The organism is Candidatus Accumulibacter contiguus, assembly GCF_036625285.1.
Lineage (GTDB): Bacteria > Pseudomonadota > Gammaproteobacteria > Burkholderiales > Rhodocyclaceae > Accumulibacter > Accumulibacter contiguus.
The window spans coordinates 1,349,880-1,372,123 of the sequence record NZ_JAZKUC010000001.1 but is presented as its reverse complement, the minus strand read 5'-3'; the positions used below and the strand labels follow the sequence as shown (position 1 = coordinate 1,372,123).

Below are 22,244 nucleotides of genomic sequence, written 5' to 3'. Positions count from 1 at the left end.
CATTTTTTTCCTGCCACCGAACCGATCACGATGTCACCTGAGAATTCAGTCGGAGTCGTTGCGCCTCGGCGAGCGCAATTCAACGAGCCGCTGCGGCTGCAGAGCGGTGCCGAGTTGCCGGGTTTCGAACTGGTTTTCGAAACCTACGGTACGCTCAACGCCGAACACACCAACGCCGTGCTGGTCTGCCATGCCCTTTCCGGTAGTCACCATGTCGCCGGCCACTATGCTGACGATCCGGAAAACGTCGGTTGGTGGGATAACCTCGTCGGTCCGGGCAAGCCGCTCGACACCAGAAAATTCTTCGTGGTCGGGGTCAACAACCTCGGTGGCTGCTACGGGTCTACCGGGCCATTGTCGATCAATCCGGAGAGCGGCAAGCGCTACGGTGCTGATTTTCCACTGGTGACGGTCGAGGACTGGGTCGCGGCACAGGCCCGTCTGGCCGACCATCTGGGCGTGCGCACATGGGCTGCGGTGATTGGCGGCAGCCTCGGTGGCATGCAGGCGCTCGAGTGGTCACTGCAATTCCCGGAGCGAATCCGGCACGCCATGGTGATCGCTTCGGCGCCCAAGCTGTCGGCACAGAACATCGCCTTCAACGAGGTGGCGCGACAGGCGATCATTTCCGATCCGGATTTTCATGGGGGCTACTACGCTGATCATGGGGTCATCCCGACCAGGGGCTTGCGGCTGGCGAGAATGGTCGGTCACATCACCTATCTGTCGGATACGCAGATGGCCGAGAAATTCGGTCGTCAGTTGCGCCATGGCGAGCACAAGTTCAGTTACGAGGTCGATTTCGAGATCGAGTCCTATTTGCGTTATCAGGGCAACAAGTTTGCCGCTTTCTTCGACGCCAATACCTATCTGATGATGACCAAGGCACTCGACTACTTCGATCCCGCCTATGACTACGAGGGCAATCTGCCCGCTGCGCTGGCGCGTGCCAAGGCCAGCTTCTTTGTCGCCAGTTTTTCGACCGACTGGCGTTTCGCACCGGCGCGTTCGCGTGAGATCGTCTTTGCGCTGCTGCACAATCGCCGGCGCGTCGTGTACGCGGAGATCGACTGCGGTGCCGGGCATGACTCGTTCCTGCTCGACGATCCCCACTATCACGCGCTGCTACGTGCCTATCTGGAGAACATCGCCGTATGACCGAGCATGAGCGGAGAGTCCGGGCCGAGCAGCGGGAGCGCTTCGACTTTGCGGTGATCGCCAACTGGATTCCGCCTGGCGAGCACGTTCTCGACCTGGGTTGCGGTGACGGCAGATTGCTGCGTTACCTGAACGAAACGCGGGATGTCAGTGGCTACGGCGTCGAAATCGACCATGAAAGCATCCTCGGATGTATCCGCAACGGGGTGGATGTGATCCAGATGGATATCGAGTGCGGACTTTCCGGTTTTGAGGACAGATCCTTCGAGCATGTGATCATTTCTCAGGCGCTGCAGACGATGCGTGCCACCGAGCGCATCCTCACCGAGATGCTGCGCGTCGCTGCAGAGGCGGTGGTCAGCTTCCCCAATTTCGCCTACCGTGCCAACCGAGCAGCGATCAGCGAAGGGCACATGCCGGTTTCCGAAGACCTGCCCTATGACTGGTTCGACACCCCGAATGTGCGCTTTTTCACAATTGTTGACTTCGAGGATCTGTGTCGCCGGCTCGACATCGAGATTCGCGAACGTCTGGCTTTCGACGAAGCCGGACGCGAGGTCTGCGAAGATCCCAATCTCAACGGCAGTCTCGCCTTCTATCGCCTCGGACGAAGATCCTGATGCCTGGCTGGCTACGCCTGCTGCTGACCAGGCGGATGCTGATCTGCGTGTTTACCGGCTTCAGCTCGGGTTTGCCACTGTACCTGCTGCTCAATCTGCTGCCGGCGTGGTTGCGCAGCGAAGGAGTGGATCTCAGAACCATCGGCCTGTTCGCGCTGATCCAGTTTCCCTACACATGGAAATTCATCTGGGCGCCGCTGCTGGATCGTTATCGCCTGCCCCTGGGTCGCCGGCGTGGCTGGATGCTGTTCTCGCAGCTCGGCCTGCTACTGTCGATTGGTCTGCTCGGAGGATTCTCGCCGTCGAGCAATCTGACACCGGTGATCTGGTTGTCGGTGACGCTGGCTTTCCTGTCGGCGACGCAGGATGTCGCGCTCGATGCGTTTCGCCGCGAAATCCTCAGCGATCAGGAACTCGGTCTGGGCAATTCGGTGCATGTCAATGCCTACCGGATTGCCGGGCTGGTGCCGGGATCGCTGTCGCTGATCCTCGCCGACCTGCTGCCCTGGGCGCAGGTTTTCGGGATTACTGCAGCTTTCATGTTACCGGGAATGGTGATGGTGCTGCTGGTCGGCGAACCGCCCATGCTCGGGGCGCCGAAGACCTTGCGCCAGGCAGTGGTCGAGCCGTTTCACGAGTTCATCGGCCGTCAGGGCTGGCGGGGTGCGCTGCTGGTGCTCGGCTTCATTTTTCTCTACAAGCTCGGCGATTCGCTGGCGACCGCCCTGGCGACGCCGTTTTATCTGGATCTGGGCTTCAGCAAGACCGATGTCGGCGTGATTGCCAAGCATGCCGGACTCTGGCCGGCGGTATTCGGCGGCCTGCTGGGTGGCTTGTGGATGGTGCGTCTGGGGATCAACCGCGCGCTGTGGTTATTCGGCCTGGTTCAGATGGTGACCATTCTCGGCTTCGCCTGGCTGGCGTGGCGTGGCGTGCAGGCGCCTGTCGATGCACTTGACCGGGCCGCTCTGGCCACCGTGATTGCTGCCGAGTGCCTGGGCGTCGGCCTGGGTACTGCCGCTTTCGTCGCCTTCATCGCGCGTGCCACCAATCCGGCTTTCACGGCCACCCAGTTTGCGCTGTTTACCAGCCTGGCCGCCGTTCCCCGGACCTTCATCAACGCGACGGCAGGCGCGCTGGTCGAGTCGCTGGGCTGGGTCAGCTTCTTCATCCTGTGTTTTCTGCTTGCCGCTCCGGGCATGTTGCTGTTGCTGAAGGTTGCGCCATGGAACGAGATTCGCCCGTCGCCGCCACGCTGATCGCTGCCGCCCGGCAGTTGTCGGCCAGCGTCTCGACGCTCACCTTCTCGCCGCCGGTCAGCCACGTCTACAATCCGCTGAGTTATGCCTGGTCAGCGCACGAGTTGTACCTGCGTCGCTATGGAGCAAGCACTCGGCGGGTGGTCTTTCTGGGAATGAACCCGGGTCCCTTCGGGATGGTGCAATGCGGCGTGCCTTTCGGTGAAGTCGCAGCGGTGCGCGACTGGTTGGGGATCGAGGCCGCAGTGCTGAAACCGGCTGTCGAAAATCCCCGGCGACCGATCGAAGGCTTTGCCTGCGCACGCTCCGAGGTCAGTGGGCGGCGTCTGTGGGGATTGTTCCGCGAGCGCTTCGGTTCTGCCGACGCGTTTTTTGCTGAGCATTTCGTCGCCAACTATTGCCCGCTGGCCTTTTTCGATCAAGCTCGCAACCTGACCCCCGACAGGCTGCCGGCAGCTGCAGCGGCAGCGCTGCGGGTGGCTTGCGATGCGCACCTGAAGACGCTGGTCTCTGTCTTGCAGCCCGAATGGGTGGTTGGCGTCGGCGCTTTCGCCGAAACGCGGGCAGCCGAAGCGCTCGCCGGGACGCAGGTCAGAACCGCTCGCGTGCTGCATCCGAGTCCCGCGAGCCCGCTGGCGAATCAGGGTTGGGCGGCAGCGGCGACCCGGCAACTGGTCGAGCTGGGTATCTGGGAGTGACCGGGAGGCTCTGCAGATTGCCGAGGAGGCGAGGGATGTGATTCTCTGACTCGGCTTGCGCGGCAAGGGATGATCAGGCCGGGATCCCGATCTGTTTGCGCAGCATGCGCCAGGTGCGCCAAACGAAAAAAACTCGCTGGCTCCATCGCCAGACGCGGCGCGGTTGCAGCACGACCAGCACAGCGACGCCGATGGCGACCATTTCCGGGTGTTGTTTGACGTAATCACTGCCCTGACGAACGCTGGCAATGGCACGGTCGGCAGTCGCGAGGCCTGCGCCCAGCGGTTGCAGTTGCTGGCCAAGGAGCCGGCGCTGGTTGCTGATACGTTCGATCAGTCTGCCGCGCTCGATGGCAAGGTCAATCAGCTCTTGGTTCATTGCTGGCGGCGCCTTTCATCTGGCGAAGGTCTTCTGCAAGCTCGGCAACGCTGGCCGCGAGGGGTTGATGGCTGGTACGCAGTGCACGTCGCAGAGCCGCGTAGGCAATACCTCCGCTGGTCAGCGAAATGACGGTGAAAGCGCTCAGCAGGAGCACCCGGTTGTCCCAGAACACGACGACCAGCAAGGTGATCGCCAGGATCGTGCCGACCATCAGAGAAAACGCCAGTACTTGCGACAGGAGCAGGATACGGACGGCACGCAGCTTTTCTTCCTTGAGGTCATTGCCAAGGAGTTCGAGTCGCGTGCGCCCGATGGCCAGCAGTGTGGCGGCGCTGTTCCTGGTGGCTGCCAGCAGGCCGCCGCTTGCGCCGCCCGGTGTCTCGCTCATGGCTGTCAGACGGTCGCGACCGATTATCGACGACCGATGATCACCCCGAGCAGCAGACCGACAGCTGCGGCAACGCCGACGGCACGCCAGGGATTTTCGTGTACGAAGTCGTCGGTGGCACGTGCCGCGGCCTTGGTGCGGTCGACCAGTGCCGCTTCGGCATCTGCCAGGCGGAGCTTGGCATCGCGCAGCCGCTCGCCGATGCGCTCGCGCAGATCGCCCATTTTGTCGCCGGCAACGCCAGCCGTGGCACGCAGGATTTCTTCTGCGTCGGCGACGACGACCTTCATGTCGGAGACGAGTTTTTGTTTGCTGGCGGAGGAAAGATCGGTAACTTCGGACATGATGAACCTCACAGGGGAAGATGATGGCAGGAATAGCGAGGGTGCAGGGGCAAACCTCAACGAGGTTCTCAGATTATAGAAATCGGGCGCGGAGAGCAATGCATAAAAGCCGTTGCGCTGTGCCAGGGCCTCCGTTCCGGGCAGACGCGAACTCATTCTCGTCAATCGGCCTACAGTGAATAGTCGTAATCGATGGTCAATGGCGCGTGGTCGCTGAACCGCTGTTCCTTGTAGACGGCTGCGCTGCGCGCCTTGCTGGTGATGGCGGCCGTCGCCAGTTGATAGTCGAGCCGCCAGCCGACGTTCTTTGCCCAGGCCTGGCCACGATTCGACCACCAGGTGTAAGACTCGCCAGTGCTGTCGGGATGCAGGCTGCGGTATACATCGCACCAGCCGCCTTCGTCGAGCAGTCGGCTCACCCAGGCACGCTCCTCGGGCAGAAATCCCGAGTTCCTGCGGTTGCCACGCCAGTTCCGGAGGTCGATTTCCTGATGGGCGATGTTCCAGTCGCCACCGATAATGATGTCGCGCCCGCTCGACGCAAGTTCGACGAGATGCGGATAGATCAGGGCCATGAAGCGGAATTTGGCCTCCTGCCGTTGCTCGGAGCTGGAACCTGAGGGCTGATACAGCGAGATGATCGAAAGATTTCCGAAATCCGCGCGCAGATAGCGCCCTTCGCGGTCAAACTCCTCACTTCCCAGCACGTCGAATACCCGCTCCGGTCTGTGGCGGCACCACAGACCGACGCCGCTGTAGCCTTTTTTCTCGGCGTAGCGGTAGTAGGCATGGAAACCCTCGGGCGCTCGCATTTCTTCATCGAGGTCCGCAGCATGCGCCTTGATTTCCTGCACACAGAGGATATCCGCATGCTGGGCGCCGGCCCAGGGCAGAAGCCCCTTGCGCCATGCCGAACGAATACCGTTGAGATTCAACGTAATGATGCGTAACATAGAGGACCGATGCCGGAAACGGCTTTCATCGCGAAAATATTTTATGGGCTTTCGTCAGGAATTCATCGAGTTTGCCGTTGCTCAGGAGGTGCTGCGTTTTGGTAGTTTCACGACCAAGGCGGGACGGCTTTCGCCCTACTTTTTCAACGCTGGCCTGTTCAACAACGGTGCGGCGCTGGGGCGGCTGGCGGAATTCTACGCCAAGGCGATCACCGCCAGTGGGATCGCCGTCGACGGTCTGTTCGGCCCGGCGTACAAGGGCATCCCGCTGGTGGCCGTGGTCGCCGTTGCCCTGGCAAGGGCAGGGCACAACCTGCCATTCTCGTTCAATCGCAAGGAGGCCAAGGATCACGGAGAAGGCGGCAGCATCGTTGGTGCGCCACTGGCCGGTCGCGTGTTGATCATCGACGACGTGATCACCGCCGGTACTTCGGTTCGTGAGTCGGTGGAGCTGATTCGTGCCGCCGGTGCTTCGCCCTGCGGCGTGGTCATCGCTCTGGATCGCATGGAGCGCGGCAGCGGTGAGTTGTCGGCGGTACAGGAAGTCGAGCGGGACTACGCCATTCCGGTGCTGGCCGTCGCCAACCTCGATGATCTGATGAGCTTTCTCCAACAGCATCCGGATTTCAGGCAGAACGAGACAGCGGTAGCTCATTATCGGCAGACCTATGGCCTTCTTGCCCACAGCGGCTAGTTGCGCCCTCCTGCTGTTGGTGGTGACCGGCGGAGACGCGAGCTTCGCAGCCGCTTCGATTTTCTGTTGCACGGATGCGCAGGGCAAGCAGGTATGTGGCGACGTTTTGCCTCCGGCCTGTTATGGACGTGCCTATCGCGAGTTGGGTACTTCCGGCCGAGAACGGACTGTCGAGGCGCCACTGACCGCCGAGCAGCGAGCCCAGCGCGCCGCCGAGGAAAAACGGCGTAGCGAGCAGGAACGGGTGCTCAACGAACAGCGGCGCAAGGATCAGGCCTTGCTCAATACCTATGGCAGCGAAAAAGATATCGAAATCATGCGTAGCCGCGCCGAGCGGGACCTTACTGCGGCGATTCAGGCTGCGCAGGATCGAATCGCGGAGATCCGCAGGCTGCGCAAGAAATTCGAGGATGAAGCGGAGTTCTACAGAAACCGACAGTTGCCGGTAGACGTGGCCAAGGGTCTGCGCGACGCCGATCACGAGATCAGGGCGCAGGAGTCGGTCATCGAGTCCAAGAACAGGGATCTGGAGGCGATCCGGCTGAAGTACGACGAGGACCGGCGCCGCTTCGTTGAGATTTCAAAGCGGCCACCAGCGCGGCCCTAACGGTCATGACTTTTCCAGGCACCCCCGATCATGAAAGTCATGACCGTTTCCCTCTCCCCCGACCCCTCCCCCGCGAGGGGGGAGGGGAGATTCGTGAGTCGCATACGCGACTTTCACATTAAGCCATGTAATGACCGTTAGCCGAGTTTCTTGCGCAGCAGGTCGCTGACGCGCTGTGGGTTGGCCTTGCCGCGCGTCGCTTTCATGGCCTGACCGACCAGTGCGTTGAAGGCCTTTTCCTTGCCGGCCCGGAACTCGGCAACCATCGCCGGGTTGGCGGCGAGCAGTTCATCGAGCAGCGTTTCCAGGGAGCCGCTGTCACTGATCTGCTGCAGGTCCTGCCTGGCGATGATCTCGTCAGCCGAACTGCCCTCGCCGCTCCACAGGGCATCGAAAACCTTCCTGGCGATATTGGTCGAGATCGTGCCGTCGCCAATGCGGGCGAGCAGGCCGCCGAGTTGTTCTGCCGAGACCGGCGATTCGCTGATTTCTCGGTCTTCCTTGTTGAGGCGGGCGGTCAGGTCGACCATGACCCAGTTGGCGCAGGTCTTGGCGTTTGCCTTGCCGGCCGTGGCGACGGCGGCTTCGTAGTAGCCGACCAGTTCCAGCGAACTGGTGAGAACCTTGGCGTCATACGCGGAAAGCCCGTAGTCGGCAATCAGGCGTTCGCGTTTGGCGGTCGGCAACTCGGGTAGTTGCGAACGAATCTGCTCGATCCACTGCTGATCGATGAGCAGCGGCAGCAGATCCGGATCGGGGAAGTATCGGTAATCGTGAGCATCTTCCTTCGAACGCATGGCGCGCGTTTCACCGCTTTCCGGATCGAATAGGACCGTCGCCTGCTCGATGCTGCCACCATCCTCAAGGGTGGCAATCTGCCACTGCACCTCGTAGTCGATGGCCTGCTGCATGAAGCGGAAAGAGTTCAGATTCTTGATTTCCCGGCGAGTACCGAAGTGCGGCTGGCCGACGGGGCGCACCGAGACGTTGGCATCACAACGAAAGGATCCCTCCTGCATGTTGCCATCACAGATGCCGATCCAGCGCACCAGCGCGTGCAAGGTCCGGGCATAGGCGACCGCTTCGGCGGAAGAACGCATGTCGGGTTCGCTGACGATTTCCAGCAAGGGAGTACCGGCACGGTTGAGGTCGATTCCCGAGCGGCCCCGGAAATGCTGCCCCAAGCCTTCATGCAGCGATTTGCCAGCATCCTCTTCGAGGTGAGCGCGGGTCAGGGAAACGACCTTTTCGCTTTCTCCGACCGGTATGGCCAACTTGCCGCCCAGCACCACTGGCAATTCGTACTGGCTGATCTGATACCCCTTGGGGAGATCCGGGTAGAAGTAGTTCTTGCGTGCAAAGACCGATCGGGGGGCAATCTTCGCGTCGACCGCGAGGCCAAAGCGGATCGCGCAGATCACGGCGCCCCTGTTCAGCACCGGCAGGACGCCAGGCAGGGCGATGTCAACGGCGTTCGCCTGGACGTTGGGGGCGGCGCCAAAGGCAGTCGAACTGCCCGAGAAGATCTTGGCCTGGGTAGACAACTGCGCGTGCGTTTCGATGCCGATGACGACTTCCCACTGTTTCATCACTGCTTACTCTCTCTTCAAGAACCGTCGGCGAAAGGCCTGCCGGCGCTGGCCGGAGGAGGGCGCTCCGACGGTATTTGCCGGCTGCCGCTTCTCAGTCGAATCCGCCTGGCCGCTGCAGGTGCCAGGCGTTTGCCTGCTGGTAGCGGTGGGCGATGTTGAGCAGCCGGGCCTCGGTGAAATAGTCACCAATCAGTTGCAGGCCGGCCGGCAAGCCGCCGGCAAACCCGCAGGGGATTGAAATTCCGGGCAGGCCGGCGAGGTTGACGGCGATCGTATAGATATCCGACAGGTACATCTGCACCGGATCGGCCGCTTTTTCGCCGAGCTGGAAAGCGGTGCTCGGACTGGTCGGCCCGATGATCACGTCGCATTTCTGGAAGGCACTGGCGAAGTCATTGGCGATCAGGCGACGGATGCGTTGCGCCTGCAGGTAGTACGCGTCGTAGTAGCCGTGCGACAGGACGTAGGTGCCGATCAGGATGCGTCGCTTGACCTCGTCACCGAAGCCCTGCGCACGACTCTTGCAGTACATATCGTTGAGGTCCTGATAGTCCGGTGCTCGATAGCCGTAGCGAACGCCGTCAAAGCGCGCCAGGTTCGAACTCGCTTCCGCTGGTGCGATCACGTAGTAGGCGGCCACCGAAAGGCCCATGCTCGGCAGGCGGATGGAAACGGTTTCGGCACCGAGCTGGCGGTACTCGCCGATTGCCGCCTCGACCAGTTGCATCACTTCGGGACTGCAGCCGCCGGCAAAAAACTCTTCCGGCAGGCCGATTTTCAATCCGGCCAATGGCTTTGCGGTGCTCGTGGCATTGATCTCGCGGCTGAAATCTTCAGCTGGGCGGTCGAGACTCGTCGAATCGCGTTCGTCGAAGCCGGCCATGGCGTTGAGCAGGATGGCACAGTCGGCTGCCGAGCGGCCAAGGGGTCCGGCCTGATCGAGTGAAGACGCGAAGGCGATCATGCCGTAACGCGAGATGACGCCATACGTGGGCTTCATCCCGGTCAGGTTGCACAATGCCGCCGGTTGGCGAATCGATCCGCCGGTGTCGGTGCCGGTGGCTGCCGGTGCCAGGCGCGCGGCGACCGAAGCGGCCGATCCGCCGGAAGAACCACCGGGAACGCGGCTGTCGTCCCAGGGGTTGTGTACCGGCCCGTAGAAGGACGTTTCGTTCGACGAACCCATCGCGAACTCGTCCATGTTGGTCTTGCCAAGCATCACCGCACCTGCGGCATGGAAGCGGGCAATTACTGCGGCATCGTAGGGGCTGACGAAATTGCTCAGCATCTTCGACCCACAGGTGGTCAGCCAGCCACTGGCGCAGAAGATGTCCTTGTGCGCGATCGGGATGCCGGTCAGCGGACCGCCTTCGCCCCTGGCCAGGCGCGCGTCGGCGGCGTCTGCCTGGGCAAGACTGCGGGCCGGATCGACGGTGATGTAAGCGTTGAGTTGCGAGTTGTGGCGGGCAATGCGTTCGAGGTAGAGCTGGGTCAGTTCGACGCTCGAAATCTCCTTGTTCGCCAGGGCGGCCGCCATCGCCTGGAGGCTGTGCTCTATCATTCGATGACCTTTGGCACAAGGTAGAGTCCGGCCTCGGTTTCCGGTGCGATGGCCTGGAAAGCGGCACGCTGAGCGAGCTGGTCGGACTCGCTCACTACATCGGCACGCAGGCGCTGTGCCACATCCTGGGCATGCGCCATGGGTTCGATGCCTTGTGTATCAACCGCCTGCATCTCTTCGATCAAGCCAAAAATCTCGTTCAGTTGGCCGAGCGTGCTACGCGCTTCGACATCACTGATTTCGATTCGGGCGAGGTGGGCAACGCGACGGACCTGTTCTAGGGTAAGCGACATGGGCAGGAAATCACCAAGGTTGTTAAATGAGGAGGCCATATAAGGTATCATAAAAGTTTTTCCAACCGCAGCCCTCACTGCGGGCCATCACGGATTTCGCAAGCATGTTCAGTTTTCTGCGCAGTTATTTTTCCAATGATCTCGCGATCGACCTAGGCACGGCCAACACGCTGATCTATGTGCGATCGAAGGGAATCGTTCTCGACGAGCCGTCGGTGGTCGCCATTCGTACGCAGGGTGGGCCGAACTCGAAGAAAACGATTCAGGCGGTCGGCAAGTCAGCCAAGGAAATGCTTGGCAAGGCACCTGGCGCGATCACGGTGATCCGGCCGATGAAGGATGGCGTGATCGCCGATTTCACGGTCACCGAGCAGATGCTCAAGCAGTTCATCAAGAAAGTGCACGACTCGCGGTTATTGTCGCCGTCGCCGCGGATCATCATCTGTGTGCCTTCGGGTTCGACACAGGTCGAACGCCGCGCGATTCGTGAGTCGGCGATCGGAGCCGGTGCGAGTCAGGTTTTTCTGATCGAGGAGCCGATGGCGGCGGCGATCGGCGCTGGTCTGCCGGTGTCCGAGCCGACGGGTTCGATGGTCGTCGATATTGGCGGCGGGACCACCGAAGTCGGCGTCATTTCGCTCGGCGGCATGGTCTATGCGGGTTCGGTACGCGTCGGCGGCGACAAGCTCGACGAGGCGATCATGAACTACATCAGCCGCAACTACGGCATGCTGATCGGCGAGAACACCGCCGAGAACATCAAGAAAAATATCGGTTCGGCGTTTCCTGGCGCCGAGGTGCGCGAGATGGAGGTTTCAGGAATCAACAAGGCCGAAGGGATTCCGCGCAAGTTCACCATTTCCTCGAACGAAATTCTCGAAGCACTGACCGAGCCGTTGAACAGCGTCGTTTCGGCGGTCAAGTCGGCGCTTGAAAAGACCCCCCCAGAACTTGGCGCCGACATTGCCGACAAAGGCATGGTACTCACCGGTGGTGGTGCCTTGCTGCGCGACATCGATCGCCTGCTGATGGAGGAGACCGGTCTGCCGGTGATCGTTGCCGAGGAGCCTTTGACCTGCGTTGCCCGAGGTTGTGGCATGGCGCTCGAAAAGATGGATAATCTCGGGAGCATTTTCGCTTCCGATTGACGCGCCGCGGTGCGTGCTGTGATCGCCGCACCTTGTCAACTCCAGGCCTGATTGATGGACCACCAGCCGCCACCGTTTTTCAAACGCGGGCCGGCACCCGTGGCGCTGCTGTCGTTCTACGTTGCGCTGTCGGTTGCACTCCTGGTGGCCGACGCGCGCCTGCAAACGCTGGAGGTGCTGCGGCAGGCGCTGTCCATGTTCACCCATCCGGTGCAACATCTGGCTCAGCTGCCGGCGAAGTTTCTCGATAACGCCGGGAATTATTTCGTGAGCGTGTCGCGTTTGCAGGATGAAAATGCCCAGTTGAAACGTGCTCGCCTTGACAACGTGGCGACGCTGCTGCGTACCCAGCACCTGGAAATCGAGAACGTGCGTCTGCGCAAACTCCTCGGCGTCAAGGAGCGGCAGCAGGCGAGCGGTCAACTGGCACAGATTCTCTATTCGGCGCGCGATCCCTATTCGCGGCGTATCGTCATCGACAAGGGGCAGCAGGACAAGGTGCTTGCCGGGCAGCCGGTGATCGATGATGCGGGCATCGTCGGTCAGGTGACCAGAGTGTTTCCCTTCGTCGCCGAAGTGACGCTGATTACCGACAAGGAACAGGCAGTGCCTGTACAGATCGTTCGCACCGGCTTGCGCTCGGTGGTTTTCGGTCTCGGCAACGGCCAGCTCGAACTGCGTTTTCTGCCGGCCAACGCCGACGTTCAGGATGGCGACGTGCTGGTCACCTCGGGACTGGACGGCATCTTTCTACCGGGCTTCCCGGTCGCCAGGGTGGTGCACATCGAACGCGACACCTCATACTCATTTGCCAGAATCTTCTGCATGCCCTTGGCCGGCGTCGAGAATTTCAGCGAAGTGATGATCCTCGACCCGCGTCCGGCGGTGGTCTTGCCGGAGCAACTCGTCAGGGAGGCTGCCGGTCGGGAAGCCAAATCGCCGGTGCGATCCGGACAGGCAAAGAAGAAACGCCTGAAAAAGGACTGAACCCGATGCAGACCAGCAGCTACTCCTCATCACGCATTCTCTTGCCGGTACGCCCGTGGTTCATCGGTTTCAGTTTGCTGGCAGCGCTGCTGCTGAACTTCCTGCCGACCACCGTCTGGCGCGGCGTGCCCGACTGGCTGGCTTTGTTGATCGTTTTCTGGAGTATTCGCGAGCCACGCCGCGTCGGCATGGGCTTGGCCTTCGTTTTCGGCGTGGCCATGGACGTTGCCGATGCCAGTCTGCTCGGACAGCACGCGCTGGCCTATGTCCTGGCGGCTTACTGCGGATCCTCGCTGTCGCGCCGGATCCTGTGGTTTCCGCTCGGGCTGCAAGCCTTGCAGGTACTGCCGCTGCTCTTGCTGGTCCAGTTGGTGCAGTTCAGCGTGCGCCTGCTCGCCGGCGCCGATTCACCAGGCATCAGCTATTTCCTCGGACCCATTTTCGGTACGTTGTTGTGGCCCTTGCTGACCTTCATCCTGCTGCTGCCGCAGCACCAACCCGTAGACCGTGATGCCAACCGGCCGCTCTGAGCCCGTGCTGTGCTGCCGGCGCTGTGTTCCCCGATGCGCAGCGCTCATGAGTCCGACGTCATCGCTGAGGGTTTCACCTTGCTGGCTGCTCAGTTACCGTTGAATGCCACCGATCGCGAGCTGTATCGCTTTCGCTTCCGGATCGCTCTTTCCGGGGTCGCGGTGCTGGCGGCTTTCATTGTCCTGATTGTGCGCTTTGTCCATTTGCAGGTGTTTCAGCACGCTTACTACACCACCCGCGCCGAGGACAACCGGATTTCCCTGGTGCCGATCGTTCCCAACCGGGGCGTCATCGTCGATCGCAATGGCACGGTCCTGGCCCGCAATTACTCGGCGTTCACGCTGGAGATTACGCCGTCGAAGGTCGCGGACCTCGAAGCGACAATCGAAGGTCTGGGCAAGGTGATCGAGGTCCTGCCCAAGGACCGCAAGCGTTTTCGCAGGTTGCTCGAAGAGAGCAGGAACTTTGAAAGCCTGCCGATTCGTACTCGCCTGAGCGAGGAAGAAGTCGCCCGTTTCGCGGCCAACCGTTATCTCTTTCCCGGTGTCGAGGTCAAGGCGCGCCTGTTCCGCCAGTATCCGCTGGGTCCGGTCGCTGCGCACGCCATCGGCTACATCAATCGCATCAACAAGCGTGACCTGGAGATCATCGAGGAAAACGAACAGACCGCCAACTACAAAGGCACCGACCATATCGGCAAGACCGGACTGGAACAGAAATACGAATATCAGTTGCATGGAGAAACCGGCTATGAGCAGGTCGAAATCGATGCGGGCGGCCGGGCCATTCGCAGCCTGTCGCGGACGGCGCCGGTACAGGGCAACAACCTGACGCTGACGCTCGACGTCAAGTTGCAGGAAATGGCCGAACAGGCTTTTGGCGACCGCCGTGGCGCGCTGGTGGCGATCGAGCCATCGAGCGGAGGCATCCTCGCGCTGGTGTCCACCCCTTCCTTCGACCCGAATCTCTTTGTCGATGGCATTCGCAACGATGACTGGGAATTGCTCAACAACTCGCCAGACAAACCGATGCTCAACCGCGCGCTGAACGGCGCCTATCCACCGGGTTCGACCTTCAAGCCGTTCATGGCAATGGCGGCGCTGGAAACCGGCAAGCGCACGCCCGGACAGACGATTTTCGATCCCGGTGTTTTCAACTTCGGCGGGCACCAGTTTCGCGATGACAAGAAGGGGGGGCACGGCAGCGTCGATATGTACAAGTCGATCGTCCAGTCCTGTGATACCTACTACTACATGCTCGCCAACGACATGGGCATCGACAGCATCGCGCGCTTCATGGGGCAGCTGGGTTTCGGTCAACGCACCGGCGTAGACATCGAGGGGGAATCGGAAGGTGTGCTGCCGTCGCCGGAGTGGAAGAAGCGTCGTTTCAAGCGACCGGAGCAGCAGAAGTGGTTTGCCGGTGAAACGATTTCGATCGGCATCGGTCAGGGTTACAATGCCTACACTCCGATCCAGCTGGCGCAGGCGACGGCCACCATTGCCAACAATGGGGTGATGTTCCGGCCGCACCTCGTGAAGTACATTACCGACAGCCGAAGTGGCGAGCAGACGATGATCGAGCCGGAGCCGCTGCGCATTCTGCCGTGGAAGCGGCAGAATGTCGACACCATCAAGAAGGCGATGATCGGCGTCAACACTGCGGGCACTGCCGCGCGCGCTTTTGCCGGTGCCGGCTATATCTCCGCAGGCAAGACCGGCACGGCGCAGGTTTTCAGCCTCAAGGGAGCGGAGTACCGGTCGTCGAGTGTCAAGAAGGAGTTGCGTGACCATGCGCTGTTCATCGCTTTTGCGCCGGCAGACCAGCCGAAGATCGCGCTGGCCGTGCTGGTGGAAAACGGTGGTTTTGGTGCCCAGTCGGCGGCGCCGATCGCACGCATGGTTTTCGATTACTATCTGCTCGGCAAGCTGCCCAAGGGGGCAGCACGGGAAGACGATGTCGAGGAGGACTAGCTGATGTTGCCGCCGTTGCTGCACCGCGTCTGGGTGCGCCTGGTCGAACACCTCGACGGGCCCTTGCTGCTGATCACCGCATTGATCATGGCCACTGGCCTGGCAACCGTCTACAGCGCCACCTACGACGCCAGCAACCGCCTGCTGGCGCAGACCGTGAACATGGCGGTGGGATTTTGTGCGATGTGGCTGGTGGCGCAGTTGCCACCGCAGAAGCTGATGGGCTTCGGCGTGCCGCTCTACGTGCTCGGCGTGATCCTGTTGATTTGCGTATTTTTCTTCGGGGTCAAGGTGAATGGGGCCAGACGCTGGTTGTCGCTCGGGTTTACCCGCATCCAGCCCTCCGAGGTGCTGAAGATTGCCGTGCCGCTGATGCTCGCCTGGTACTTTCACAAGCACGAAGCGGTGCTCAGATTCCGCCATTATCTCTTTGCCTGTCTGCTGCTGCTCATCCCTTTCGCCTTGATTGCCAAGCAGCCTGATCTCGGAACGGCGATACTCGTCGGTGCCGCCGGCTTCTACGTCATTTTCCTGGCCGGTCTGCCCTGGCAGGTGATCATTGGCCTGTTCGCTACGGCGGCGGCGGCGGCACCTTTCGTGTGGACGATGTTGCATGATTACCAGCGCAAACGCATCCTGACCCTGATCGATCCGACCAGCGATCCGCTTGGGGCGGGTTATCACATCATCCAGTCGACCATTGCCATCGGCTCGGGTGGTACATTCGGCAAAGGCTGGCTGGAAGGTACGCAGACCCACCTCGAATTCATCCCCGAGCGCCATACCGACTTCATCTTCGCCGTATTCTCCGAAGAGCGCGGTTTGCTCGGCAACAGCATCCTGGTGCTGCTCTACTTTCTGTTGGTTGCGCGTGGCCTGATGATCGCCGCCAATGCCTCGACGCTATTCGCGCGCGTCATGGCCGGCTCGGTGACGCTGAGCCTGTTCACCTATGTGTTCGTCAACATGGGCATGGTCAGCGGCATTCTGCCGGTGGTCGGGGTGCCACTGCCGTTCATGAGTTATGGCGGAACGGCGCTGGTGACCCTGTCGATCGGTATCGGCATCCTGATGAGCATCCAGACGCACCGGATGCTGGTCCGAAAATGAGGCGAGCGGAGTGTGGGCTGGCTGGGCTGGCTGGACTGGCCAGGCAACTGCCGTACACCGCGGCACTGTGCCTGTTGCCATTGCTCCTCGCAGCCTGTGGTAGTCAGCCATCGCGTCCGGCCGAGGCAGGGGCGCGCACGGCCGAGCCGGCCAAGGCACCGGCGAAGATGGTCAGGAAGGCGAACGTCCTGCAGAAGCGAGGGGGCGCCTATTACAAGGACGATGGCCCGGGGGACGAGTTTCCCGACAATCTCGATGAGATTCCCGACGCGCAGCCGCGCCTTGAACCGCTGCATCGCTTCGCCAACCGACCGTATGTCGTTCTCGGCAAGGCCTATGAGCCACATGCCAGTCTCAGACCCCATCAGGAGCGCGGTGTGGCGAGCTGGTACGGCAAGAAGTTTCATGGACAACCCACGTCGATCGGCGAACCCTACGACATGTTCTCGATGACCGCCGCACACCCGACACTGGCAATTCCTTCGTACGCGCGGGTAACCAATGTCAGCAATGGAAAGTCGGTGGTCGTGAGAGTGACCGACCGGGGGCCGTTCCATGCGGATCGTGTCATCGATCTCTCGTATGCGGCCGCTTACCGATTGGGGTACGTGGACAACGGCAGCACCCTGGTCGAAGTCGAGTCGATTCTGCCGGCAGGCGCGACGACGATGAGCTACGCGCAGGTGATGCCGGCGCCAGCACGCCCATCACGAGTGGTTCCCGGCCCGGCGGAGCGCGACGAGATTGAACTGCTGGCGGCCAGGCTCGGCCCCGACAAGGCGGCCGCGCCATCCCTGCTGGTCGATGTGACGCCGGCGGCATCTGCCACCGCGTCCGTGGGCCTACGCGGCGTTTTCCTGCAATTGGGTGCCTTTGCCAGCGCCGAAAACGCCGAGAGTCTGCGTGCCCACCTGTTGCGTGAACTGGACTGGCTCAACGAGGGAATCCAGATCAACGCCGGTGGCGGCATGCACCGCGTCCATCTGGGTCCATATATCAGCCGTGTCGATGCCGAAAAGATTGCCGAGAGGATTCGTCTGGCACTGGGTTACAAGCCCACCTTCGTGGCGCGCTGATCAGGCGTCGTCACTGTCGAGTGGGCGGAATACCCCCTGCACGACCTTCCTGCCTTGCCCGAGCTGCACCACCTGGCTCCTGATTTCGAGGGGGATGCGCTTGCCATCGTGAGCGAGCATTTCGCTGCGCACCGACTCCGCACCGCTGCTCCTGGCCAACTGCTTGCACAGATCACGAATGTCCAGGCTGTCGCCGCTGCCATGGACTGCATTGCTCTGGACGCCGAGAAGCGCTTGCAACTGTCGCCCGAAGAGTTTTTTCGCCTGTGGGTTGGCTTCGAGAATATGCCCGGTGTTGGCGTCAGAGATCAGGATGGCGTCACGCGCACTCTCGAACAGTGCGCGTCGCAGGCTGTTGGCGTCGCGCAGTTCTTCCTTGATCGAAAGCAGCTGATTTTGCAGCAGGGCCTGGCTGACCAGACTGGCGACGGCATGTGCAAACAATCGCTGCACCGAAGTCCAGGCCGAGTGCGGTCCGACGCGCTCGATGCAGAGCACGCCCTGCAATTCTCCTTGGGCATGAATCGGCGAGTTGATGACGGCACTGATGCCGTTCATCAGCAGATAGTCGTTGCCGAACTCACGGGTGGACGGATGCTTCATCGCGTCATCGGCAACAATCGGGTCGCCCTTCTCGAGTGCCCGGAAATATTCCGGATAGCGTGCCGCGCGCAGTGTCAGGCCGCTGCTATGCCGGTCGCGAGACAGCTCGTAGAGATTGATGCACTCGAGATTCTCGCCTTGCGAACTCAAGCCCCACAGACTGACACGCTCGATGTTGAGCATCTGGCTGGTGGTGGCGGTGAGCTGGCGCAGGGTCTCGTCGAGGCGATGACCGGCAAATCCTCGTCTTGACAGTTGTGCAAACGCACCTTGCAGATCAAGGGAGTTCGAAATAGGTCGGAAAGGTGGCAACAATAGAGTCCAGCGGTAACCACTTGCGCGTGGGTATACATCCCGAAAAGTGTCACTACTGTACTGGCAGCTTGGTGTAACGGGCTGTGGAGTAGATCACGGAAGCGAGGAATCTCCTGACTGGATTGGTCACAAAACGCATACGGGTATGGCCGGGATGGCTTGCTATAATCGCCCCTTTGCCCAGACATCCAGCCATGCTCAAGCTTCGATCCCTGCTTTTCGTTCTCCTCTGCCTTCCCGTTCTGGCCGCTGCTCAGCAACTGCCGACACCGCCGGTACTGGCGGCCAAGTCATGGCTGCTGGTCGAGTCGGCTTCCGGGCAGGAACTGACCGGACAGGCGCCCGACCAGCGCCTCGAGCCGGCGTCACTGACCAAGCTGATGACGGCCTATCTGAGTTTTGCGGCGATCAGACAGGGTACGATCAAGCTTGATCAGACCGTGCCGGTCTCCCAGAAGGCCTGGAAAACGGGCGGTTCGCGAATGTTCATCCAGGTCGGCACAGAGGTCCGGGTTGAGGATCTGCTGAAGGGAATGATTGTCCAGTCGGGCAACGACGCCTGTGTCGCGCTAGCCGAAGCCATTGCCGGTGACGAGGAGAACTTCGCCCAGATGATGAATCGTGAGGCGCAGAGACTGGGCATGAAGGGATCGAGTTTTCGCAATTCGAGCGGCCTGCCTGATCCGCAGCACTATACGACGGCACGCGATCTGGCGATTCTGGCCGATGCCCTGATTCGTGATTTTCCCGAAGAGTACGCCAAGTACTACTCGATGAAGGAATTTCGCTATAACAACATCAGGCAGCCGAATCGCAACCGCCTGTTGTATATCGATCCGACCGTCGATGGCCTCAAGACCGGTCACACCGAGGCGGCGGGTTATTGCCTGGTCTCGTCGGCGAAACGCGGGTCGCGTCGCCTGGTTTCGGTGGTGCTCGGTGCGGCGTCGGACCGTGCGCGCGCACAGGAATCACTGAAACTGCTCAACTTTGGCTTCCAGTTCTACGATGCCGTGCAACTGTATGCGAAAAACGAGCCGGTTTCCACGCTGAAGGTCTGGAAGGGCAAGGAGAGTACGGTCAAGATTGGTTTTGCCAGGGATCTCGTGATGACAGTGCCCAAGGGTTTCGGTCCCAAAATCAAGACTGAACTCGTGTCGCAACAGCGGCTGATGGCGCCGGTCGCCCTCGGGCAGGTGCTGGCTACCCTGAAGGTCAGCATCGATGACAAAGCGTATGGCGATTACCCGGTAGTGGCGCTTGAGGAGGTGCCGGCCGCAGGCATTCTTGGCCGCATGATCGACAGCGTCCGTCTCTGGTTTCTTTGATCTTTACATGGGGCATGCAGCCGTCGCGATGTCTGGGTGTCGTCGCGAGAGGCGATTACTGCCGATGAGCGTTTTGCTCGATGAAACAAACCGGAGCGCCGATGTCCGACGAGACTGACCGCCTGTTCGAGTTTCCTTGCGCTTTCCCGCTGAAGATCATGGGAACGGCCAGCGAGGCCTTGACGCAGGCGGTCCTCGAAGTCATGCTGTCGCAGGCGCCGGATTTCGATCCTGCGACGATGGAGGTGCGTTCTTCATCGACCGGCAAGTATCTGAGCCTTACCTGCACCATCAATGCCACCAGCAGGGCACAACTCGACGCGCTCTATCGGGAACTGAGCAGCCATCCGCTGGTCAAGATCGTTCTGTGAAACCGGCCGGTGAGGGCGGTGCCGGTGATTCGGACGGTTTCGACAGCGACGCCATGCCGGCTGCCTCGTCGCTGCGGGTTCGCCATCTTGGCTGCACCGATTACTGGCAGACCTGGCAGGAAATGGTCCGTTTTACTGCTGCAAGAAGCGACCAGACGGTCGACGAACTATGGTGTTGCCAGCATGCGCCGGTGCTCACCCTCGGGCAGGCCGGCAAACCGGAGCATCTGCTGGCCGACCTGGGCATTCCGCTGGTGCAGACCGACCGGGGCGGCCAGATCACCTACCATGGTCCGGGCCAGGTGGTGATCTACCTGTTGCTGGATCTGAACCGAAGGAAGCTGAAAGTGCGCGAGCTGGTGACGGCGATCGAGCAGGCGGCGATCGACCTGCTTGCCGAGCATGGTGTCGTTGCCGAGCGGCATGGCGGCGCACCGGGAGTTTATGTGGGCGTGGCCAAGGTGGCGGCGCTTGGCCTGCGCGTCCGCAAGGGGTGCTGTTACCATGGAATCAGCTTGAATGTTGCGATGGATCTGTCACCGTTTGCAGCAATCAACCCCTGCGGTTACCCCGGCCTGCCGGTGACGCAGACCCGCGATCTCGGCATCGCGCTGACCCCCGCACAAGCAGCGACGGCACTGGCCGGACATCTCGTGGAACAACTGGAGCGCAAGCGATGAGCAGTCAGAATGATGGGCAGGCAGGGCAGGGGGTGGCAAGAACAGGTGCCAGGATCGCCGGCATCAAGGAAAGGGGTGAACTGAAAACGGCCCGCATTCCGATCAAGATCGTCCCGCAGGCGCCACAGCGCAAGCCTGACTGGATTCGGGTCAAGGCGGGTAACGAGGCGGGTCGCTTCGGTGAAATCAAGAAAATGTTGCGCGATCAGAAGCTGCATACCGTCTGTGAAGAAGCCGCTTGTCCGAACATTGGCGAATGTTTCGGCCGCGGTACGGCGACCTTCATGATCCTCGGCGACATCTGTACGCGTCGCTGCCCGTTCTGTGACGTCGGTCATGGCAAGCCGCTGGCGCCCGATGTCAACGAGCCTGCCCATCTTGCCGACAGCGTTGCCCGACTCAAGCTTCGCTATGTGGTGATCACCAGCGTCGACCGCGATGACCTGCGTGATGGCGGCGCACAGCATTTCGTCGAGGTGATTGCCGAAGTGCGTCGCAGGTCGCCCGACACGACCATCGAGACGCTGGTTCCCGATTTCCGGGGCCGCATGGAGATCGCCATCGAGATCCTGGGGCAGGCGCTGCCCGACATCCTCAACCACAACCTGGAAACGGTGCCGCGCCTGTATCGCCAGGCTCGGCCCGGTGCCGATTACGCGCATTCGCTGGCTTTCATCAAAGGCTTCAAGGCACGCTATCCACAGGTGCCGACCAAATCGGGACTGATGGTCGGCCTGGGTGAGAGCGACGACGAGATCCTCGAAGTGCTGCGAGACCTGCGTGCCAACGACGTCGATATGCTGACGATCGGCCAGTACCTGGCACCTTCTGGCCATCACCTGCCGGTAATGCGCTATGTGCATCCCGAGATCTTCAAGATGTACGAGCAGGAGGCGCTGGCGATGGGTTTCACTGGTGCCGCCTGCGGTCCGATGGTGCGCTCCAGCTACTGGGCGGATGTGCAGGCGCACAGCGCCGGCGTCGCCTGATCCGGGGTGTCTGCTGCTCAGTTGTAACGGATGAAGCGCGCCGGATAGCGGGCTGTGGCCCAGGCCAGAAACAGGTATTTGACCGTCTTGCCGATGCCGACTGCGATCAGGATGCCCAGCGTCGATACGTCGGCCAGGGCGCAGAAAAGCAGTGCGGGTGTCTGCGGTATCGGCGAACCGGCAATGATCAGCATGGCCACCAGGCCCCAGCGCTGCAGCCATTCGCTGGCCGTCAGCCAGGCCTGCGAGTGCATCAGTTCCGGGTAGTGCGAGACGATGAACTCCGATCCCAGATACTGGAAAATCTCGACCAGTACCGCAGCACCGCAGCCACTGGCAAGGCCACAGAGCAGTCCGAGCGATCGCCAGCGCCTGGGCGAGAGCAGCACCGCCGGGATCAGTACGGCAACGAATGGGAAGGTGAAGGTCATCGTCGACGAAAAGGCGATCGCCGTCACGACCAGCGAATAGTAACGATGTGCCACACTGCGCATCAGCAGCCGTCGCAACCAGTCGGGAAGCGGGTGCGTCTTCATTCTTTCGACGCCCCGGATCGATTCGATTTGCATACCCCGGCCGCGCGC

25 protein-coding genes are annotated in these 22,244 nt (G+C 61.2%); 16 read left to right on the top strand and 9 right to left on the bottom strand.

Annotation, left to right across the window (positions count from 1 at the left end):
• The first annotated feature begins 30 nt into the window (after positions 1-30).
• The 4 genes from metX to V5B59_RS06670 are packed head-to-tail and all read left to right on the top strand — an operon-like array spanning position 31 to position 3,735.
• A complete protein-coding gene (metX, locus tag V5B59_RS06685; RefSeq protein WP_332351710.1) occupies positions 31-1,158 on the top strand; it encodes a homoserine O-succinyltransferase MetX in 1,128 nt (375 codons plus the stop codon).
• A complete protein-coding gene (gene metW, locus V5B59_RS06680) occupies positions 1,155-1,778 on the top strand; it encodes a methionine biosynthesis protein MetW (RefSeq protein ID WP_169069125.1) in 624 nt (207 codons plus the stop codon). The genes metX and metW overlap by 4 nt, the downstream gene beginning before the upstream one ends.
• Positions 1,778-3,037, top strand: a complete 1,260-nt coding sequence (locus tag V5B59_RS06675; RefSeq protein ID WP_169069124.1) for an AmpG family muropeptide MFS transporter — start codon at positions 1,778-1,780, stop codon at positions 3,035-3,037. Before metW ends, V5B59_RS06675 begins: the two co-directional genes overlap by 1 nt.
• Positions 3,004-3,735, top strand: coding sequence for a uracil-DNA glycosylase family protein (locus V5B59_RS06670; protein WP_034910927.1), 732 nt, complete (start codon positions 3,004-3,006; stop codon positions 3,733-3,735). Before V5B59_RS06675 ends, V5B59_RS06670 begins: the two co-directional genes overlap by 34 nt.
• Positions 3,736-3,808: 73 nt before the next feature.
• On the opposite strand, the gene V5B59_RS06665 is transcribed toward V5B59_RS06670, so the two are convergent.
• From V5B59_RS06665 to V5B59_RS06650, 4 genes are all read right to left on the bottom strand, one after another.
• The gene (locus V5B59_RS06665; RefSeq protein WP_034910925.1) at positions 3,809-4,114 is read right to left on the bottom strand and encodes a YqjK-like family protein; all 306 of its coding nucleotides are present in this window, start codon (positions 4,112-4,114) and stop codon (positions 3,809-3,811) included.
• Positions 4,095-4,505: a phage holin family protein gene (locus V5B59_RS06660; RefSeq protein ID WP_169069123.1), complete on the bottom strand. Its 411-nt coding sequence runs from the start codon at positions 4,503-4,505 to the stop codon at positions 4,095-4,097. The genes V5B59_RS06665 and V5B59_RS06660 overlap by 20 nt, the downstream gene beginning before the upstream one ends.
• 23 nt (positions 4,506-4,528) lie before the next feature.
• Positions 4,529-4,849: a DUF883 family protein gene (locus V5B59_RS06655; RefSeq protein ID WP_034910923.1), complete on the bottom strand. Its 321-nt coding sequence runs from the start codon at positions 4,847-4,849 to the stop codon at positions 4,529-4,531.
• A gap of 170 nt (positions 4,850-5,019) precedes the next feature.
• Complete coding sequence (locus V5B59_RS06650; RefSeq protein ID WP_332351709.1) at positions 5,020-5,802, bottom strand: exodeoxyribonuclease III; 783 nt, start codon at positions 5,800-5,802, stop codon at positions 5,020-5,022.
• A gap of 43 nt (positions 5,803-5,845) precedes the next feature.
• Here V5B59_RS06650 and pyrE point away from each other — a divergent pair, with 43 nt between their 5' ends.
• On the top strand, positions 5,846-6,496 hold the full coding sequence (gene pyrE, locus V5B59_RS06645) for an orotate phosphoribosyltransferase (protein ID WP_034910919.1): 651 nt from the start codon (positions 5,846-5,848) through the stop codon (positions 6,494-6,496).
• Positions 6,471-7,103 carry a hypothetical protein gene (locus V5B59_RS06640; protein WP_169069122.1) on the top strand — a complete coding sequence of 211 codons (633 nt, stop codon included), beginning with the start codon at positions 6,471-6,473 and terminating at the stop codon, positions 7,101-7,103. The genes pyrE and V5B59_RS06640 overlap by 26 nt, the downstream gene beginning before the upstream one ends.
• A gap of 137 nt (positions 7,104-7,240) precedes the next feature.
• On the opposite strand, the gene gatB is transcribed toward V5B59_RS06640, so the two are convergent.
• From gatB to gatC, 3 genes are all read right to left on the bottom strand, one after another.
• Positions 7,241-8,692: an Asp-tRNA(Asn)/Glu-tRNA(Gln) amidotransferase subunit GatB gene (gatB, locus tag V5B59_RS06635; protein ID WP_034911397.1), complete on the bottom strand. Its 1,452-nt coding sequence runs from the start codon at positions 8,690-8,692 to the stop codon at positions 7,241-7,243.
• 94 nt (positions 8,693-8,786) lie between these two features.
• Positions 8,787-10,256: an Asp-tRNA(Asn)/Glu-tRNA(Gln) amidotransferase subunit GatA gene (gatA, locus tag V5B59_RS06630; protein WP_169069121.1), complete on the bottom strand. Its 1,470-nt coding sequence runs from the start codon at positions 10,254-10,256 to the stop codon at positions 8,787-8,789.
• A complete protein-coding gene (gene gatC, locus V5B59_RS06625) occupies positions 10,253-10,549 on the bottom strand; it encodes an Asp-tRNA(Asn)/Glu-tRNA(Gln) amidotransferase subunit GatC (protein ID WP_034917199.1) in 297 nt (98 codons plus the stop codon). The genes gatA and gatC overlap by 4 nt, the downstream gene beginning before the upstream one ends.
• A 104-nt stretch (positions 10,550-10,653) precedes the next feature.
• On the opposite strand from gatC, the gene V5B59_RS06620 reads away from it, so the two are divergent.
• Genes V5B59_RS06620 through V5B59_RS06595 form a run of 6 tightly spaced genes read left to right on the top strand, consistent with a single transcriptional unit; the run spans position 10,654 to position 17,374 of the window.
• Positions 10,654-11,697 carry a rod shape-determining protein gene (locus V5B59_RS06620; RefSeq protein WP_169069120.1) on the top strand — a complete coding sequence of 348 codons (1,044 nt, stop codon included), beginning with the start codon at positions 10,654-10,656 and terminating at the stop codon, positions 11,695-11,697.
• A 54-nt stretch (positions 11,698-11,751) separates the two neighbouring features.
• A complete protein-coding gene (gene mreC, locus V5B59_RS06615; RefSeq protein ID WP_034917197.1) occupies positions 11,752-12,684 on the top strand; it encodes a rod shape-determining protein MreC in 933 nt (310 codons plus the stop codon).
• A 5-nt stretch (positions 12,685-12,689) separates the two neighbouring features.
• A complete protein-coding gene (mreD, locus tag V5B59_RS06610) occupies positions 12,690-13,214 on the top strand; it encodes a rod shape-determining protein MreD (RefSeq protein ID WP_034917194.1) in 525 nt (174 codons plus the stop codon).
• A 33-nt stretch (positions 13,215-13,247) separates the two neighbouring features.
• Positions 13,248-15,188 carry a penicillin-binding protein 2 gene (mrdA, locus tag V5B59_RS06605; RefSeq protein ID WP_169069119.1) on the top strand — a complete coding sequence of 647 codons (1,941 nt, stop codon included), beginning with the start codon at positions 13,248-13,250 and terminating at the stop codon, positions 15,186-15,188.
• Between the two features lie 3 nt (positions 15,189-15,191).
• The gene (gene rodA / locus V5B59_RS06600) at positions 15,192-16,298 is read left to right on the top strand and encodes a rod shape-determining protein RodA (protein ID WP_169069118.1); all 1,107 of its coding nucleotides are present in this window, start codon (positions 15,192-15,194) and stop codon (positions 16,296-16,298) included.
• A complete protein-coding gene (locus V5B59_RS06595) occupies positions 16,295-17,374 on the top strand; it encodes a septal ring lytic transglycosylase RlpA family protein (RefSeq protein ID WP_169069117.1) in 1,080 nt (359 codons plus the stop codon). Before rodA ends, V5B59_RS06595 begins: the two co-directional genes overlap by 4 nt.
• Here V5B59_RS06595 and V5B59_RS06590 read toward each other — a convergent pair whose 3' ends face one another.
• Positions 17,375-18,289 (bottom strand): GAF domain-containing protein, encoded by a 915-nt coding sequence (locus V5B59_RS06590; RefSeq protein ID WP_034913608.1) that lies wholly within the window; start codon positions 18,287-18,289, stop codon positions 17,375-17,377.
• A 197-nt stretch (positions 18,290-18,486) separates the two neighbouring features.
• On the opposite strand from V5B59_RS06590, the gene V5B59_RS06585 reads away from it, so the two are divergent.
• The 4 genes from V5B59_RS06585 to lipA all read left to right on the top strand — a co-directional run bounded on the left by V5B59_RS06585 (position 18,487) and on the right by lipA (position 21,660).
• Entirely contained in the window at positions 18,487-19,620 is a 1,134-nt protein-coding gene (locus V5B59_RS06585) for a D-alanyl-D-alanine carboxypeptidase family protein (protein ID WP_034913611.1), read from the top strand.
• Positions 19,621-19,721: 101 nt separating this feature from the next.
• Positions 19,722-19,991 (top strand): HP0495 family protein, encoded by a 270-nt coding sequence (locus V5B59_RS06580; protein WP_034913614.1) that lies wholly within the window; start codon positions 19,722-19,724, stop codon positions 19,989-19,991.
• 53 nt (positions 19,992-20,044) lie between these two features.
• On the top strand, positions 20,045-20,671 hold the full coding sequence (lipB, locus tag V5B59_RS06575) for a lipoyl(octanoyl) transferase LipB (RefSeq protein ID WP_034913616.1): 627 nt from the start codon (positions 20,045-20,047) through the stop codon (positions 20,669-20,671).
• Positions 20,668-21,660, top strand: coding sequence for a lipoyl synthase (lipA, locus tag V5B59_RS06570; protein ID WP_169069115.1), 993 nt, complete (start codon positions 20,668-20,670; stop codon positions 21,658-21,660). The genes lipB and lipA overlap by 4 nt, the downstream gene beginning before the upstream one ends.
• Positions 21,661-21,677: 17 nt before the next feature.
• Here lipA and V5B59_RS06565 read toward each other — a convergent pair whose 3' ends face one another.
• Positions 21,678-22,196, bottom strand: a complete 519-nt coding sequence (locus V5B59_RS06565; protein ID WP_169069114.1) for a YqaA family protein — start codon at positions 22,194-22,196, stop codon at positions 21,678-21,680.
• Positions 22,197-22,244 lie beyond the last annotated feature (48 nt).